We start from the raw sequence: 15,730 nt of genomic DNA on the forward strand, positions 1-15,730 counted from the left end.
AGTCGGCCAACCGTCCGGAATCCCTCCCGACCCTCCCCACGCAAGGTGAAATCCATGAAACTGAGATCGCTCCTGCTCGCCGCGGCCGCGCTGCTCGTTGCCACCACGGCCGAAGCCCAGGCGGCGCTCGTCCGCACGCAGCTCGATTCCGCGGTGGTGCTGATGCGGGGACAGGGATTCGTCCCGCTCGATGACGCCGTCACCGGCACGCTGGGGGAGGGGCAGGACGAGGAGTTCGAGATCGACCTGGAGGCCGGCGTCACCTACATGGTCGTGGGCGTGTGCGACGGCGGCTGCTCGGACCTCGATCTGGTGCTCTCGGACGACGACGGCGAGGAGATCGAGGCCGACCGCGAGATGGACGACGTGCCGATGCTGGCCCTGGAGAACACGAGAAACGTCGAGGCCGTGCTGAAGGTGCAGATGGCTACCTGCTCGAGTGCCCAATGCCACTACGGCGTCCGCGTCTTCCGTTCAGGCGGCAAGTAGTCCCGGCTCCTCGACCCAACGCAAAGCCCCGCCGGTCCGGCGGGGCTTTCGTGTTTCCGGGCTTCAGCCGCTCAGGCGCGGGCGGCGGGTGGGGGCGCCGGGATCGCGCACCCGCCGCTCCGGGGCGATCACGCCGGCGATGAGCAGCCCCGAGACGAGGGCCACGGCCGTGAGCATCATACTGAACGCCGTTTCGATCCCCGCCAGCGTCTGCCGCTCCATCAGCGAGGTGAGCCCGCGGAAGCCCACGCTCCCCGGTACCAGCAGCAGGATGCCGGGCACCAGCACCACGGCGGGGGGCCGGTTCTGCAGCCGCGCGTAGATGCTGCTGGCCAGGCCCACCGCGAACGCCCCGGCAAAGGCGCCCAGCTCCACCCCCAGCGCCGCCGCGCCCACCTGGCCCCCGCCGACGCCGAACGCGGTGCCGACCACGATCCATGGGATGTCACGCGGCGCCGCCTTCAACAGCACCACGCCGCACAGGGGCGACACCACCAGCGCTACCAGCCCGGCCCATCCCGGCAGCGAGCCCGCCTGCACGGCGGCCGGCGCGCCGAACGCGGCTGTCGCCAGCCGGTTGCCCAGCGCCACGCCGAACGCCAGCCCCAGGAAGGTGATGAAGGCGCCGCTCAGCCGCGCCGTCCCCGACGCCAGCTGCCGGCTGGCGAGCTCGTTCAGCGCGTTGGTCAGCGTCAGCCCCGGCAGCAGCACGATCAGCCCGGCGAGCGTGGCGATCAGCACGGAGAGCGGGCCGCCCACGTGCGCCAGCGCCACGGCCGCGCCGCTCACCAGCAGGGCGGCCAGAGGCTCGAACACGCGCCCCAGCCGCGGCACCCGCGCCGCCACCAGCATGAACCCGCGCAGTCCCAGCCCCAGCACCGTGCCGGCGACGATCTCGCGCACGCCGCCGCCCAGGAGCTGGCAGCTCGCCCCCGAGATGCCGCCAAAGGCCAGCGTGGTCAGGAACGGCCCGTACGGCGACGGCGACGCGGCGATGGCGGCGATGCGCGCGCTTCCCTCCACGGGAGAGATGTGCCCCTGCGCCACCTCCAGGCTCACGGCGTGCACCGCCGCCAGGTTGCGCAGGTCCACGTCGCCCGGCTGCACGCGCAGCATGTACGTACGCTGGAACTCCACGGGGCCGAACGACGCCATCAGCGACGTGGGCTGCGAAAAGAACTGCGCCCCCTGCAGCCCCAGGCGGTCCGACAGGGCGCCCAGGATGTCTTCCAGCCGGTGCGACGCCTCGCCATAGCTGTGCATGGCGCGCCCCAGGTGCATCACGAAGCCCACGGCCGCGGGATCGGGCTCGGGGTACTCGGTCCGGGCGGTGCTCGCCAAGTCGTTCTCCATCCTGGGTAAAGAGATGGATCACGAGAGAGGCGCAGAGACGCAGAAGAGCCCTCCCTCTGTCTCTCTCTTCGACTCTGCGCCTCTGCGTGAGTCCAGTCCCCTGAAAGTCGCGTCATGGGACCACGCTCAGCAAGGGATACCCTAGCCGCCACGCGCCGTGCGCACTACCTTCCCAACCTCCTTCCGCACTCACGCACTACCGCACTCACCCACTCCACGAAGCTGGCCCTTGTCCCGCCGCCGCGCGGACGCTAACTTCCCTGGCGTGATACTTGCAAGCGGTCGGGCCGACTTCCCTCATACGGGTATTGTGGCTGCCGGAGTTCTCGGCGTCATCCCGGCCCGGCTGTCTTCGCAACGACTCCCTGAAAAACCGCTGCATCCGCTCGCTGGCCGGCCCCTGATCGAATGGGTCTGGCGGCGCGTTTCGGCGTTCGCCCTTTTCGATGCGCTCGTCATCGCGACGGACAGCGAGCGCGTGGCCGACGTCGCCCGCGGGTTCGGCGCGCGGGTGGCGCTCACGCGCGAGGACCATCCCTCCGGCACGGACCGCGTCGCGGAAGTCGCGGAGATGGGCGAGTACGCGGGCTTCGGCACCATCGTCAACGTGCAGGGCGACGAGCCGTTCGTCAGCCGCGAGCATCTCGAAGCTGCCATCCGCCTCGTCCGCGAGGGCGGGTGGGATGCGGGCACCGTGGCGACGCCCATCGGCTCGGTGGACGAGTGGCGCGAGCCCTCGGTGGTGAAGGTGGTGAGGGGCGACGACGGCGCGGGACTGTACTTTTCGCGCGCCCCCGTCCCCTTCGCCCGTGACGCCGAGCCGGACTTCGCATCCGGGCCGTACCTGCGCCACGTCGGCATCTACAGCTACCGCCGCGACGCGCTGCTCCGCTGGGTGGCGCTCCCCGAGGCGCCGCTGGAGCGGATCGAAAAGCTGGAGCAGCTCCGTCCGCTGGCCGCGGGAATCCGCATCGGCGTGGCGGTGGGCGCGCCGGCCGAGGGCGGGGTCGACACCCCGGCCGACGCGGCGCGCGCCGAGCGCATCCTGGGCAGTGCATCTACACCCGACCTGATCGAGGCACCCGCATGACCGCCATGAACACGACTCCCACCAAGTACATCTTCGTCACCGGCGGCGTGGTGTCGTCGCTGGGGAAGGGGATCGCCGCGGCCTCCATCGGCCGGCTCCTGGTGGACCGCGGACTTCGGGTGACCATCCAGAAGTTCGATCCGTACATCAACGTAGACCCGGGCACCCTTTCGCCCTTTCAGCACGGCGAGGTGTTCGTTACCGACGACGGCGCCGAGACCGACCTGGACCTGGGCCACTACGAGCGCTTCGTGGGCGAGTCGCTTTCCGTCGCCAACTCCATTACCACCGGGCGCATCTACCAGGAAGTCATCCAGAAGGAGCGCCGCGGCGAGTACCTGGGCGCCACGGTGCAGGTGATTCCCCACATCACCGACGCCATCAAGACGGCCATCCGCCGCCTGGCGCCCAACCACGACGTGGTGATCACCGAGATCGGCGGCACCGTGGGAGACATCGAGTCGCTGCCGTTCCTGGAGGCCATCCGCCAGTACCGGCAGGAGGTGGGGCGCGAGCACACGCTGTTCATCCACCTGACGCTGATCCCCTACATCGCGGCGGCCGGCGAGCTGAAGACCAAGCCCACGCAGCACTCCGTGCGCGAGCTGATGGAAATCGGCATTCAGCCCGACATCCTCATCTGCCGCAGCGAGCACGCGCTTCCGCCCGAGATGCGCCGCAAGATCGCCCTGTTCACCAACGTGGACGTGGCCAGCGTCATCGAGGCGCGCGACGTCGCGAGCATCTACGAGGTGCCGCTGGAATATCACAAGCAGCGGCTCGACGACCAGGTGTGCGCCAAGCTGGGGCTGCAGACCGCCAAGCCCGACCTGGGCGAGTGGGAGCGCCTGGTGGAGCGGGTGAAGCGGCCCAAGAACGGCGCGGTGAAGATCGCCGTCGTGGGCAAGTACGTGGCGCTGGTCGATTCGTACAAGTCGGTGCAGGAGGCGCTGTACCACGGCGGCATCGCCAACGACGTCAAGGTGGAGATCGACTGGCTGTCGTCCGAGGACTTCGAGAACGGCCAGCCCGCGGACAAGCTGTCGCAGTACCACGGCCTGCTGATCCCCGGCGGCTTCGGCGTGCGCGGGGTGGAGGGGATGCTTTCCGCCATCCAGTGGGCGCGCGAGAACGGCCTTCCGTTCTTCGGCATCTGCCTGGGGATGCAGACGGCCATCATCGAGTTCTCGCGCTCCGTCTGCGGCCTGGCCCAGGCGCACTCCGCCGAGTGGGAGCGCGACACGAGCGACCCGGTGATCTGCCTGATGGACAGCCAGCGCCAGATCACCGACCTGGGCGGCACGCAGCGGCTGGGCGCGTACACGGCGCGCCTGGCGCCCGGCTCGCGCTCCGCCGAGATCTACGGGGGCAATGAGATCAGCGAGCGCCACCGGCACCGCTACGAGGTGAACAACGAGTACCGGCCGCAGCTGGAGGACGCGGGGATGCGCATCAGCGGCACCTCGCCCGACGGCAACCTGGTGGAGATGATCGAGCTGCCGGACCACCCCTGGTTCGTCGCCACGCAGGCGCATCCCGAGCTCAAGTCGCGGCCCGACCATCCGCACCCGCTCTTCGCGTCCTTCGTCGGCGCGGCGGTCGCGCGGCGGAACGGCGAGGAGCAGGTGAGCATGCACCGCGACCTCGCGCCGGCCGCGTCGAAGGTGGCGGCTTCGGAGTCCGCGCCGGAGACGGTGGTCGCGTGATGGACGTTCCGACCCAAGCTCACATCGATTCGCTCCTGGCGTATGCCGGGGCGGGGTCGGGGAACGCCGCCGATTCCGTGACGGAGATCGCGCGCGGGCTGGAGCAGCTTCGCGACACGGGGACGGCGGAGCTCACGGCCCGCGACGCCGACGTCCTCGCGGAAGTGGGCGAGCAGCTCAAGCGCGGCGCGCTGGGGATGCTCGGCGCCGGGCAGGCGCCGCCCGAGACGCAGCGGGAAGCGCACCTGCGCCTCCGCGCCGCCGACGACTTCCTGGAGGTGAGCGAGATCATCCGGGCCCGGGTGGCCGCGGGATGACCGACGCCGCCGAGCTGTTCCGCGTGGGCGGGCCGTTCTTCCTCCTCGCCGGGCCGTGCGTGGTGGAGCACGACGCGCTGAACCTGCAGGTGGGCGAGGCGCTGGCGCGGCTGGCGGACGACCTGGGGCTGCCCGTCGTCTTCAAGGCGTCGTTCGACAAGGCGAACCGCTCGTCTCCCGGCTCGCCGCGCGGGCCGGGCGTGGACGAGGGGCTGCGGAAGCTCGAGCGCGTCCGCGAGGCCACGGGGCTGCCGGTGATCACCGACGTGCACCTCCCCGAGCAGTGCGCGCCCGCGGCGGACGTGGTGGACCTGCTGCAGATCCCCGCCTTCCTCTGCCGGCAGACGGACCTGCTCGTCGCCGCGGGAGCCACGGGCAAGCCGGTGAACGTCAAAAAGGGGCAGTGGATGGCGCCGCACGAGATGAAGGGCGCCGTCGGCAAGGTGCGCGGCGCCGGCTCGCCCGCGGTCGCCACGACGGAGCGCGGAACGTTCTTCGGATACGGAAACCTGGTGGTGGACATGCGTTCGTTCGCGCTGATGCGCGAGGCCTGCGACGCGCCGGCCATCTTCGACGGCACCCACTCCGTGCAGCGCCCGGGAGAGGGCGGGGGAATTAGCGGGGGCGAGCCGCGCTTCATCCCCCCGCTCGTCCGCGCCGCCGTGGCCGCCGGGGCGGATGCGCTCTTCATCGAGACGCACCCGGAGCCGGCCAAGGGCCTGTCCGACACGACGAACATGCTGCCGCTGGAACGGCTTCGTCCGCTGATCGAAGAGGTGCTGGGGCTGCGCGCGGCACTGGGGATGGAGGCCGCCCGTGTTTGAGCCCATCGATCCCGCGCTGGCCTGCCGCATCCGCATGGTCGTCTTCGACGTGGACGGCGTGATGACGGACGGCGGCGTCTACCTGGGCGCGACGGCGAGCGGCGAGTCCGTGGAGTTGAAGCGGTTCGACATCCAGGACGGCTTGGGCGTGCTGATGCTGAAGAACGCCGGCCTGCGCGTCGGCATCGTCACCGGCCGCGTCTCCGAGGCCGTCCGCATCCGCGCCGGCGAGCTGAAGGTGGACGACCTGCACCAGGACCCGAAGGCCGACAAGCTCAACGCTTTGACCGAGATCCTGGAGCGCAACGGCATCGGCTGGGACGAGACGGCGTTTCTGGGTGACGACCTGCCGGACCTGGCCGTGCTCCGCCGCGTGGGGTTGCCCGCGGTCGTGGGCAACGCGACGAGTGACGCACGGGCCGCCGCCGTGTGGGCCGCGAAGAAGCACGGCGGGCACGGCGCCGTCCGCGAGTTCGCCGAGGCGCTGCTGACCGCGCGCGGCCAGTGGGCCGACGCCGTGGCCCAGTACGTCGCCGAGCGCGAGGCGGGGCGGTGAGCGCCCTGCAGGAGCTTCTGGAGGTGGAGGGCGCCCTCGGCGTCGCCGACACGCTGGACCGCGCGCGCCTGGTGATCCGCATGGAGGCGCAGGCGGTCGCGGCGCTGGAAGCCCGCATCGGCGACGAGTTCGCGGGCGCGGTGGAGGCCATCCTCACGGCGACCGGCCGCGTGCTGGTCGCGGGGATCGGCAAGAGCGGGATCGTCGGGCGCAAGATCGCCGCGACGCTCACCTCCACGGGAACGCCGGCCACCTTCCTTCACCCCGTGGAGGCGCTGCACGGCGACTTGGGGATCGTGGGGACGGGCGACGTCGCCATCCTGCTCAGCAAGAGCGGCGAGAGCGAGGAGCTGCGCGGGCTGCTGGAGTTTTTGACGCGGATGGACGTGCGGGTGATCGCCATGACGGGGCGGATGAGCTCGGCGCTGGCCCGCCACGCCGACCACGTGCTGGACTGCTCAGTGGCCGAGGAGGCCTGCCCGCACGACCTGGCGCCCACCTCGTCGACGACGGCCACGCTGGCGATGGGCGATGCGCTCGCCGTGGCGCTGCTGCTGCGCCGGGGCTTCGGGCGCGAGGACTTCGCCCGCTTCCATCCCGGCGGCGCGCTGGGCCGCCGGCTGCTGCTGCGGGTGCGGGACGTGATGACGGACGCCCCCGCGGTGCCGCCGGACACGACCATGCGGGAGGCGCTGGTGCTGCTCGCGGAGCGGCGCGGAACCGTGGCCGTGGTGGACGAAAACGGGCGTCTGCTGGGGGTGGTCACCTCCGGCGACCTGACGCGCCTGATGGAGCGGGAGGAACAGTTCTTCCGAATTTCCGTATCTGAAGTGATGACGAACACTCCCCGAACCGCCGAGCCCGACCAGCTCGCCGCCGCAGCCGTCGGCGTGATGGAGCGGCACGGCGTGATGGCGCTTCCCGTCGTGGACGGCGAAGGGCTTCTCGTGGGGATGGTTCACCTTCACGACCTGATGCGGGCGGGAGCCGTCTAGGCCATATGAGCAGGACCATTCTCCGCGTTTTCGTGTGCGCCCTGGCGCTGCTGGCCGCCTGCGACGGCGAGTCGGGCATCGCCGCGCCCAAGGCCAACGTCGACGCCGACGACGGCCAGCGCACGTACGGGCTGAACCTGAAGCTGAGCGACGGCGGCGTGCTGAAGGCCGATTTGAAGGGCGACACCGCCTTCCAGCGGCCCAACACCCAGATCTTCGACCTCAAGGGCGTGCAGCTGACCTTCTACGACAAGCAGGGAAAGAACCCCGGCACGCTCACGTCCAAGACCGGCGAGTACGACGAGGCCACGGCGGTGATGGTGGCGCGCGGCAACGTGGTGCTGATCACCAAGAACGACCAGGGGCGCCAGCGCACCGTCCGCAGTGAGGAGCTTCACTACGACCAGCGCGGCGACCGCGTGTGGAGCACGCGCGAAACGACCATCGTCGAAGAAGGCCGCACGATGGTCACCCAGGGCTTCGAGTCCGACACGCGCTTCACCAACATGAAGGGCAACCGGGCCAAGGCCGAGGGCGTGCAGGTGAACGCCGGGGCGGGGGACTTCTGATGCGCCGCCTTCTTGCCATCCTGCTCGCCGTCGCTGCGATCATGGTGCTTCCGCGCGAGGCCGCGGCGCAGAACGTCTGCAACCTGGTCTACCAGCAGGGCGGGTGGAGCAGCAGCGGCCCCGAGGGGCAGCGCATCATCAACGCTGGCGGGCCGCTGAACGTGCGGTGCGCCAACGGCGAAGACCTGCGCGCCGACAGCGCGGTGATGTTCGAGGCCATCAACGAGGTGCACCTGTTCGGCCGCGTGGACTACCAGGACCCCACGCGCGCGCTGACCTCGGACTACGCCACGTACAACGGCAACACGGGCCGGCTGTGGGCCACTGGCAGCGTGGTGTTCACCGACAAGAACCGGGGCAGCACCCTGCGCGGGCCCAACCTGGAGTACTTCCGCGCCGGCATGGGCCGTCCGCAGGCGCAGGCCATCGCCACCGAGCGCCCCCACCTGACCGTGGTGCCCTCGTCGCGGGGGCGCCAGCCGATGGAGATCGACGCCAACCGCATCACCACCGCCGGCGAGCAGTTCATGACCGCCGAAGGCAACGTGGTGATCGACGGCAAGGAGATGGATGCCTGGGCCAGCGAGGCATACTACGACGCCACCGCCGAAAAGATGGAGCTGCGCGGCAACGCCCGCGCGAAGGGCGAGCAGTACGAGTTGACGGCCGACTACATCGAGAGCATCCTGGCCCAGGGCGCCATCGACCGCGTGCTGGCGCGCGGCAACTCGCGGCTGGTGCAGGAGCGGCTTCGCATCACCGGGCCGCAGCTGCAGATGTTCTTCGCCCGCGACTCACTGCAGCGCCTCGTGTCCGGAAACGCGCCGCAGTCCAAGGGGCGCTCCGTGGCCCTGTCGCGCGGCTTTCGCATGGAGGCCGATTCGCTGGAGGCGCTGACCCCCGGGCAGCGCGTGCGGCAGGTGATCGCCATCGGCGCGGCGCAGGGGCAGTCGTGGGACACGCTGCAGGTGGCCGGGCCCACGCCCCAGGACGCCGCCGGGCAACCCGACACCGTCGCGGGGCTGTCGCTGGGCCAGCGCGACCTGCTGTTCGGCGACACCATCATCGGCTACTTCCAGTCGGACTCGGCGCGTGCGGCGGTGCGGCCCGCCGGCGCCCCGGCCGACACGTCGCAGAACGCCCAGCTGGAGCGGCTGCTGGCGCTGGGCTCGGCGCGGTCGCTGTACCGCATGGCGCCCTCCAGCGACTCCGCCCAGGCGGCGCGGGCCGGGGGGCGCCGCGGGATCAACTACCTGATCGGCGACACCATCGACCTGGCGTTCGCCGACGGCGAGGTAGACGTGGCCACGGTACGAGGGCTGAAGCGGGGCGTCTACCTGGACCCCGCCCTCCGCGACACCGCCCGCGCCGATTCCGCCAGGGGCGACACGGCCGCCGCACGCGTGGCCGAGCGCACCCCAGCGGTCGTGCGCCCCGGCGCCCCCGCGGCTCCCGCGGGCGGGCAGCCGACGTCGCCGCCCGCGCCCGTCGCGGCGCCGCCCGGAACCACGCTGCCAGACCGGCGGAGGGTGCCATGAGCGGCGGCTTCGAGCGGGTGGCCGCGGCCAAGGGCCCGGCCGACCTGAGCACCCTGATCGCCCTGCGGGCGCTGGTAGACCATGCCAACGGCGACGGCACGGTGGAGCGCGCCACCTGGCTGACCGCCGTGCGCGAGGAGTACCGCCGCTGGTACGCCCGGCACGACGGCGCCGCGGGGCATCCGCAGAACTTTCCGGCCGCGGAGACGGTGCGCTACCTGGACGAGCACATCGTCCGCGCGCTGGAGGACGACGGCCTGCTGGAGCCGCTGCCGCACCCCGGGCCGGACGACGGCGACCTGGCCCCCGCCGCGGAGTGGGCGGCCGTGCGGCTGACCCCCTGGGCGGCGGGCGAGGTGGACGCGGACCGCCAGCAGATCGTGGAGATGCTGGACGCGCGCATCGGCGGCATCCTGGGCGAGGGCGCGCCGTCGGTCGACGCGACCGAGGCCGAGGCGCCGGTGACGGACGCGGCAGAGGCCCCGTCGACCGCCTACGTGGCGCGCGCGTCGGCGCTGGTGCCGGGCGGGTCCACGCTCAAGGCCACGGGGCTGGTGAAGACGTACCGCAAGCGCCGCGTGGTCAACGAGGTAGACCTCCACGTGTCGCAGGGCGAGATCGTGGGGCTGCTGGGGCCCAACGGGGCGGGGAAGACCACCAGCTTCTACATGATGGTGGGGCTCATCCGCCCCGACAAAGGCAAGGTGTTCGTGGGCGGGCGCGAGATCACGCGCATCCCCATGTTCCGCCGCGCGCGCGCGGGGATCGGGTACCTGGCGCAGGAGCCGTCCATCTTCCGCAAGCTGACGGTGGAAGAGAACGTGATGGCCATCCTGCAGATGATGCGGATCCCCCGTGCGGAGCGGAAGCGCCGGCTGGAGACGCTGCTGGACGAGCTGTCCATCAAGCACGTGCGAAAGAGCCGCGCGTACGCCCTGTCCGGCGGCGAGCGGCGGCGGCTGGAGATCACTCGCGCGCTGGTGGGCGAGCCCAAGTTCATGCTGCTCGACGAGCCGTTCGCGGGCGTGGACCCCATCGCGGTGCACGACATCCAGCAGATCGTCAGCGGGCTGCGCAAGCGCGGCATCGGCGTGCTGATCAGCGACCACAACGTCGAGCAGACGCTGGACATCGTCGACCGCGCCTACATCATGTACGACGGCCGCGTGCGCGTTTCCGGCACCGTGTCGGAGCTGGTGTGGAACGACGAGGTGGCCGAGATCTACCTGGGACCCACGCTCACGGCCCGCATGCGCGAGCGGTATCCCAATCCCGCCCTGTTGCGGCCGGCCGCGAACGACGATACTCCGGAAGTGGCGGACGAGGACGGCTCCTGGCCCGATCAGGGCGAGCCGATGGACGCGGACGGCTACGACGACGTGCTCGACGAGCCGGAGCTGGCGTGGGCGCATCCCGCCGACGCGGTGGCCCACGACGGCCCGGCGGAGCTGGAGACGGCGGGCGTGGACAGGAACGTGGACGAGACCGGCTTCGGCGTGGCGGACTCGGACGTGGTGGCTCCGGACGAGGCGAGTCCGGCGGGATATGAGGCGGAGCGAGGCGGCTGAAGGCCCCCAACCGATGACGCGTGAACCCGCGGCCCAGGGCCGCTGGCCCGGGAACGGCGGCGCGCGGAATCCAGAACAGGACGAAGCGGTATGAAGACCGGTCTCTATCAGGGAACGACCCTCAAGCAGGAGATGAAGATCAATCCGCGCCTGTACCAGGCGATGGATCTGCTCTACATGCCCCTGCTGGACCTTCAGCAGCACCTCAAGCAGGAGCTGCTGAACAACCCCTTCCTGGACCTCGTGGAGCCAGACGCCGAGGAAGAGGTCAAGGCCGAGAAGGACGACGAGAAGAAGGACGACGAGATCGATTGGGAGGAGATCCTCCTGAACGGCTTCGAGACCGGCGGCCGCCGCGAAGAGTACGAGGAGCGCGAGTACTACGAGCCGGTGTCGGTGGATACCAAGGACCTCGGCGACCACCTTCACGACCAGCTGACGCTGCTTCGCCTGTCGGAGCGCGAGCTCCTGCTGGGTGAGGAGATCATCGGCAACATCACCGACGACGGGTACCTGGTGTGCCCGCTGGAGGAGATCGTCCAGACGCTCAACGACTTCGTCCGGGGCACCGAGGAGTTCCAGGGCGTGCCGCCGTACGTGCTCGAAGAGGCCGAGCGGATGCTGCGCACCGTGCAGGGCTTCGACCCGGCCGGCATCGCCGCGCGCGACCTGCGCGAGTGCATCCTCCTGCAGCTTCGCGACTCGGTGGTGCAGGACCTGATCAAGGAAACGGGCGAAAGCGAGCCGCCCATCGCCGAGATCGAGCGGCGGCTGAGCGACAGCCTGGCCTTCCGCATCGTCCGCGACTACTTCGAGCAGCTGATCAACCACCGCTGGAGCGAGATCAGCAAGGAGCTCAGCATCACCCCGCGCGACGTGCAGGACGCGGCGGACGAGGTGGCCAAGCTCGATCCCAAGCCCGGCCTCAAGTACTCGTCCGGGGGCGACAACTACATCATCCCCGACCTGATCGTCGAAAAGATCGAGGGCGAGTACCTGGTGTTCCTGAACGATACCAGCCTGCCGCGCCTGAAGCTGTCGCGCGCCTACCGCGACATCGCCAAGGACAAGAAGAAGTTCGTCGGCGAGAACAAGGAGTTCATCAGCAACAAGCTGAACTCGGCCAACTGGATGATCCAGGCCATCGAGCAGCGCCGGCAGACCATGCTCAAGGTGATGAACTTCATCGTCGACCGGCAGCGCGACTTCTTCGACAAGGGCGTGCAGTACCTGAAGCCGCTGACCCTGCGCGAGGTGGCCGAGGTGATCGACATGCACGAGTCCACCGTCAGCCGCGTGACCAACGAGAAGTTCGTGCAGACGCCGCGCGGCGTGTTCCCGCTGAAGTTCTTCTTCTCGTCGGGCCTTAGCACGACGAGCGGCGAGGACGTGTCGGCGCGCGGCATCAAGGCGCAGATCGAAAAGCTGGTGAGCGACGAAGACCCCGCGCACCCGCTGACGGACCAGGCCATCGTGAACATCCTCAAGGACGACGGCATCCAGATCGCGCGCCGCACCGTGGCCAAGTACCGCGACCAGCTGGGCGTGCTTTCGGCCCGCATGCGCAAGCGCGTGTGAGCGACGGCACCCTGCTCCACGTTCCGCCCGCGCAGAGCCCCGCTGCACTTGGCGGGGCTTCGCCGCTTCCCGTGGTGCCGCCCCACCTGCGCAGCAACTTCGCCGTCCTGGTCCCCGCCTTCGACGAGCTGGAGAACGTACCCGCGCTCTTCGCCGAGCTACGCGCCACCTTCGACCGGCACGGACTGGCGGGCGAGGTGATCGTGGTGGACGACGGGTCCAGGGACGGCACCTACGAGGCGGCGCTGCGCGAGGCCGCCTCGTTTCCGCGCGCCCGCGTGCTTCGCCACCGCCGCAACCGCGGCAAGACCGAGGCGATGGTCACCGGCGCGTACGCCGCCGAGAGCGAGTACCTGGTGCTCTTCGACGCCGACCTGCAGCACAGCCCGGAAGAGATCCCGCGCTTCCTGGAGGCGCTGGGGAAGGGCGTCGACATCGTCACGGGGCGCAAGGTGGGGCACTATGACAAGCGTGGCGTGTCGTCCATCTACAACCGCCTGTCGCAGACGCTGTTCGACGTGCCCGTGCGCGACCTGAACAGCATGAAGGCGTTCCGCACCGAGATTTTGCGCGAAATTCCCCTTCGCCACGACTGGCACCGCTTCTTCGTGGTGCTGGCCCACGCGCAGGGGTACACGGTGTCGGAAATCGACATCGAGCTGTTTCCGCGGCGCGCGGGCGTGGCCAAGTACTCGGGGCGGCGCCGGGTGCTGGTGGGCGTGGGCGACCTGGTGGTGGTGTGGTTCTATCTGAAGTTCAGCGAAAAGCCCATGCAGTTCTTCGGCGGCGGCGGGCTGATGCTGATCTTCGCCGGCTTCCTGGTGGGGCTGCTGACCATCGTCCTGCGTGTGGCGGGAACGATGCCCCCCTTCGGCTACCGCCCCCTGCTGACGTTCGTGGTGCTGCTGGAGACGGTGGGCTTCATCCTCTTCGGCTTCGGCTTCATGGCCGAGCTGATCGCCACGCTCCGCACCGAAGTGGACGAGCTGCGTAGACGCGGCGGGATGGGAGGATGATGGACGAGCCACGCGTGGATCGCACCGCATTCTCGGTTTTCGACTCGTTCGAGGAGGCCGACGCCGCAGATGCCGCGTACTGGCGTTCGCGCACCCCCGCCGAACGCATGGCCCATCTCGAACTCCTGCGCCGGATCAACTATGGAGACGCAGCTACCGGCAGACTTCAAAGAGTTCTTGATATTGCTTGGGCGCCATGGGGTCAGATACCTGCTGATCGGCGGGTACGCCGTTAACTACTACGGCTATCCACGCGCCACGGGCGACATCGACGTCTGGATTGCGCTGGACCCCGATAATGCAGCGCGCATGGTGGACGCGCTGCAAGAGTTCGGGTTCGGTACCCCGGAGCTCACAAGTGATGTCTTTCTGCAGCAGGGGCGCATGGTCCGAATGGGGATGGCGCCCCTCCGGATCGAGATACTCAACGAAATTTCCGGAGTGGCATTCGAGGACTGCTACCCGCATCGCGTCGAAGCAAGAATCGATGGGGTAGACGTTTCAGTCATTGATCTGGAACATCTGAAGCAGAACAAGCGCGCGAGCGGCCGGCACAAGGACCTTGAAGATCTGAAGCAGCTCGGCTGATAAAGGGGCGCGGACGAGATCGTCCGCGCCCCTCCGTGTTCCGAATGAGCCCGCGATCAGACCAGCGGGTTCCCCACGTCCTGGTCGCCGGCGGGGCGGGCACGGATGCCGTTCCCGATGTCCTCGCCCGGGGTAACGCGGCCGTCGGCGCCCTGCAGGCCGTTGGCGGGCTTCGCCTCGATCCCGTTCCCCAGGTCCTCGCCCGGGCTCACGCGGTTCGCGCCGCCGCCGGTGCCCGCCTGGCGCTCGCCGCGCTCCACGGGGTTGTCCATCCCGCTGGCCATCCCCTCCATCGCCGACATGTTCTCGCGGTCGTGCAGCCGCTCGCCCTCGCCCGTGACGTCGCCCTGGCCGGTGCGGTTGGCGTACGCCGTGGCGTTTTCGATGTCTTCCAGGCGGCCGGGCTGCATGTTCAGCCGGTCCTGCGCGGCGACCTCGGGGTGCCCGTCCACGTTGGTGCGGTCGTCTTGGTTGCGGTCCATGGGGATCTCCTGGTTCGGTTTCCGATGCTTGCGCAAGTCATGGGGCGGGGCGGAGTTGCAAGCCACGTTCCGGCACGGCTGCGCGGGCGGCCGCATTCGCGCAGCGATGCCCGGGCCTGCTCCCGTGGATGCGTAGAGCGAAACCGCCCTCTCCCGCGCGTGGCGGGAGAGGGCCCTTCGATTCAACCTGCCCGTGCGATCGTCAGGGGGCGCCGCTGTGGGGTATCCGCGAGTTGCACGCGTACGCCACTATCTTGCAGTCCGGGCCGCTTGGAATGCACTCGGCGAAGGCGCCGGCTTCGGCCAATGCGCGCGTCCCGTCGAGTGCCCAGCCAGAGCCCAGGCCGTTGGTGGCATATGCCCCGCACATGGGACCGATGATGCGTACCACGACGCGGCAGTTGGAGCACTCCCGCAGCGCGCGCTGGTCCGCGTCGGCCTGCGAGGGATGGTCCCAGCTGACGCCCCAGGCGGCGTCTGGTCCCACGGCGATCGCGCCGAACTGGCCCCCGGTCGTCTCGGCCGTGTCGGTGGTTGCGGCGGTGCAGCTCAGCGCCCCGCTGGTACGAAGCCGCTCGTGCACGGCGGAAACACGCGCGTCGATCTCGTCCGCCGTCGCACGCCCCGCCAGCGCGCTACGGATCTCACTTTCGGCCACCTCCAGCACGCGCTGATCGCGTGCGGCATCGCACTCCGCTTCGGCGGTGTCGGCGGTGTCGGCGGCGGGGGGAGTGTCGCCCAGCGTGTCGGCTGGCCATTCGCCGGATACCGGTGGAAGGGCGGCCGACTCGTCGGATTCCTGCCCAAGGGCCACGACCAGCACGACGGTGGCGAGCACGAGCAGGGCGAGTACGACGAGGGGAAGTCGCATGGCGGAGGGTCTACGGATGGAGTCGAAGGTGGGGCAGCGTCCGGCTACGACGAGTTCCCGGCGCCGCACTCTGAATCTACCACGAATTCCCACGTGTGTCATTCGCCCGGGATGCGTCTAGATCCGGATAGATACGTCTTTGCGCCGCATCGTGTTATCTTCCTTCTCTTCACGTGTAGTCGAGCCCCTT

At 69.8% G+C, this 15,730-nt stretch carries 15 protein-coding genes and 1 pseudogene; 13 read left to right on the forward strand and 3 right to left on the reverse strand.

Annotation, left to right across the window (positions count from 1 at the left end; genetic code table 11):
* Nucleotides 1-54 precede the first annotated feature (54 nt).
* Nucleotides 55-489 (forward strand): hypothetical protein, encoded by a 435-nt coding sequence (locus VF632_RS06490; protein ID WP_331022050.1) that lies wholly within the window; start codon nucleotides 55-57, stop codon nucleotides 487-489.
* 63 nt (nucleotides 490-552) lie between these two features.
* Here VF632_RS06490 and VF632_RS06495 read toward each other — a convergent pair whose 3' ends face one another.
* Entirely contained in the window at nucleotides 553-1,830 is a 1,278-nt protein-coding gene (locus VF632_RS06495; RefSeq protein WP_331022051.1) for a threonine/serine ThrE exporter family protein, read from the reverse strand.
* Nucleotides 1,831-2,152: 322 nt separating this feature from the next.
* On the opposite strand from VF632_RS06495, the gene kdsB reads away from it, so the two are divergent.
* From kdsB to VF632_RS06555, 12 genes and pseudogenes are all read left to right on the forward strand, one after another.
* Entirely contained in the window at nucleotides 2,153-2,932 is a 780-nt protein-coding gene (kdsB, locus tag VF632_RS06500) for a 3-deoxy-manno-octulosonate cytidylyltransferase (protein WP_331022052.1), read from the forward strand.
* Nucleotides 2,933-2,937: 5 nt separating this feature from the next.
* A complete protein-coding gene (locus tag VF632_RS06505) occupies nucleotides 2,938-4,638 on the forward strand; it encodes a CTP synthase (protein ID WP_349263974.1) in 1,701 nt (566 codons plus the stop codon).
* Complete coding sequence (locus VF632_RS06510) at nucleotides 4,635-4,955, forward strand: hypothetical protein (protein WP_331022054.1); 321 nt, start codon at nucleotides 4,635-4,637, stop codon at nucleotides 4,953-4,955. Before VF632_RS06505 ends, VF632_RS06510 begins: the two co-directional genes overlap by 4 nt.
* Entirely contained in the window at nucleotides 4,952-5,779 is an 828-nt protein-coding gene (gene kdsA / locus VF632_RS06515) for a 3-deoxy-8-phosphooctulonate synthase (RefSeq protein WP_331022055.1), read from the forward strand. The genes VF632_RS06510 and kdsA overlap by 4 nt, the downstream gene beginning before the upstream one ends.
* The gene (locus VF632_RS06520) at nucleotides 5,772-6,335 is read left to right on the forward strand and encodes a KdsC family phosphatase (RefSeq protein ID WP_331022056.1); all 564 of its coding nucleotides are present in this window, start codon (nucleotides 5,772-5,774) and stop codon (nucleotides 6,333-6,335) included. Before kdsA ends, VF632_RS06520 begins: the two co-directional genes overlap by 8 nt.
* A gap of 80 nt (nucleotides 6,336-6,415) precedes the next feature.
* On the forward strand, nucleotides 6,416-7,330 hold the full coding sequence (locus tag VF632_RS06525) for a KpsF/GutQ family sugar-phosphate isomerase (RefSeq protein WP_349263975.1): 915 nt from the start codon (nucleotides 6,416-6,418) through the stop codon (nucleotides 7,328-7,330).
* A gap of 5 nt (nucleotides 7,331-7,335) precedes the next feature.
* The gene (gene lptC / locus VF632_RS06530) at nucleotides 7,336-7,899 is read left to right on the forward strand and encodes an LPS export ABC transporter periplasmic protein LptC (RefSeq protein WP_331022058.1); all 564 of its coding nucleotides are present in this window, start codon (nucleotides 7,336-7,338) and stop codon (nucleotides 7,897-7,899) included.
* On the forward strand, nucleotides 7,899-9,437 hold the full coding sequence (locus VF632_RS06535; protein WP_331022059.1) for an LptA/OstA family protein: 1,539 nt from the start codon (nucleotides 7,899-7,901) through the stop codon (nucleotides 9,435-9,437). Before lptC ends, VF632_RS06535 begins: the two co-directional genes overlap by 1 nt.
* A gap of 386 nt (nucleotides 9,438-9,823) precedes the next feature.
* Nucleotides 9,824-10,669, forward strand: a pseudogene (gene lptB, locus VF632_RS28025) (LPS export ABC transporter ATP-binding protein); the annotation flags it as partial.
* A 426-nt stretch (nucleotides 10,670-11,095) separates the two neighbouring features.
* A complete protein-coding gene (rpoN, locus tag VF632_RS06545) occupies nucleotides 11,096-12,583 on the forward strand; it encodes an RNA polymerase factor sigma-54 (RefSeq protein ID WP_331022061.1) in 1,488 nt (495 codons plus the stop codon).
* A complete protein-coding gene (locus VF632_RS06550) occupies nucleotides 12,580-13,599 on the forward strand; it encodes a glycosyltransferase family 2 protein (RefSeq protein WP_331022062.1) in 1,020 nt (339 codons plus the stop codon). Before rpoN ends, VF632_RS06550 begins: the two co-directional genes overlap by 4 nt.
* A 141-nt stretch (nucleotides 13,600-13,740) precedes the next feature.
* Complete coding sequence (locus tag VF632_RS06555; RefSeq protein WP_331022063.1) at nucleotides 13,741-14,187, forward strand: nucleotidyltransferase; 447 nt, start codon at nucleotides 13,741-13,743, stop codon at nucleotides 14,185-14,187.
* 56 nt (nucleotides 14,188-14,243) lie between these two features.
* On the opposite strand, the gene VF632_RS06560 is transcribed toward VF632_RS06555, so the two are convergent.
* Both VF632_RS06560 and VF632_RS06565 read right to left on the reverse strand, forming a co-directional pair.
* The gene (locus tag VF632_RS06560; protein WP_331022064.1) at nucleotides 14,244-14,669 is read right to left on the reverse strand and encodes a hypothetical protein; all 426 of its coding nucleotides are present in this window, start codon (nucleotides 14,667-14,669) and stop codon (nucleotides 14,244-14,246) included.
* Between the two features lie 202 nt (nucleotides 14,670-14,871).
* Nucleotides 14,872-15,540 (reverse strand): DUF4189 domain-containing protein, encoded by a 669-nt coding sequence (locus tag VF632_RS06565; RefSeq protein WP_331022065.1) that lies wholly within the window; start codon nucleotides 15,538-15,540, stop codon nucleotides 14,872-14,874.
* Between the last annotated feature and the right edge of the window lie 190 nt (nucleotides 15,541-15,730).

The organism is Longimicrobium sp. (assembly GCF_036388275.1).
In the GTDB taxonomy this organism is placed as follows: domain Bacteria; phylum Gemmatimonadota; class Gemmatimonadetes; order Longimicrobiales; family Longimicrobiaceae; genus Longimicrobium.

What these genes read in the sequence shown, in the direction of transcription:
- VF632_RS06490 (WP_331022050.1), top strand. Translation starts at nt 55, where the DNA reads ATGAAACTGAGATCGCTCCTGCTCGCCGCGGCCGCGCTGCTCGTTGCC.
- VF632_RS06505 (WP_349263974.1), top strand. Translation starts at nt 2,938, where the DNA reads ATGAACACGACTCCCACCAAGTACATCTTCGTCACCGGCGGCGTGGTG.
- kdsA (WP_331022055.1), top strand. Translation starts at nt 4,952, where the DNA reads ATGACCGACGCCGCCGAGCTGTTCCGCGTGGGCGGGCCGTTCTTCCTC.
- VF632_RS06525 (WP_349263975.1), top strand. Translation starts at nt 6,416, where the DNA reads ATGGAGGCGCAGGCGGTCGCGGCGCTGGAAGCCCGCATCGGCGACGAG.
- lptC (WP_331022058.1), top strand. Translation starts at nt 7,336, where the DNA reads ATGAGCAGGACCATTCTCCGCGTTTTCGTGTGCGCCCTGGCGCTGCTG.
- VF632_RS06535 (WP_331022059.1), top strand. Translation starts at nt 7,899, where the DNA reads ATGCGCCGCCTTCTTGCCATCCTGCTCGCCGTCGCTGCGATCATGGTG.
- rpoN (WP_331022061.1), top strand. Translation starts at nt 11,096, where the DNA reads ATGAAGACCGGTCTCTATCAGGGAACGACCCTCAAGCAGGAGATGAAG.
- VF632_RS06555 (WP_331022063.1), top strand. Translation starts at nt 13,741, where the DNA reads ATGGAGACGCAGCTACCGGCAGACTTCAAAGAGTTCTTGATATTGCTT.
- VF632_RS06560 (WP_331022064.1), bottom strand. Translation starts at nt 14,669, where the DNA reads ATGGACCGCAACCAAGACGACCGCACCAACGTGGACGGGCACCCCGAG.
- VF632_RS06565 (WP_331022065.1), bottom strand. Translation starts at nt 15,540, where the DNA reads ATGCGACTTCCCCTCGTCGTACTCGCCCTGCTCGTGCTCGCCACCGTC.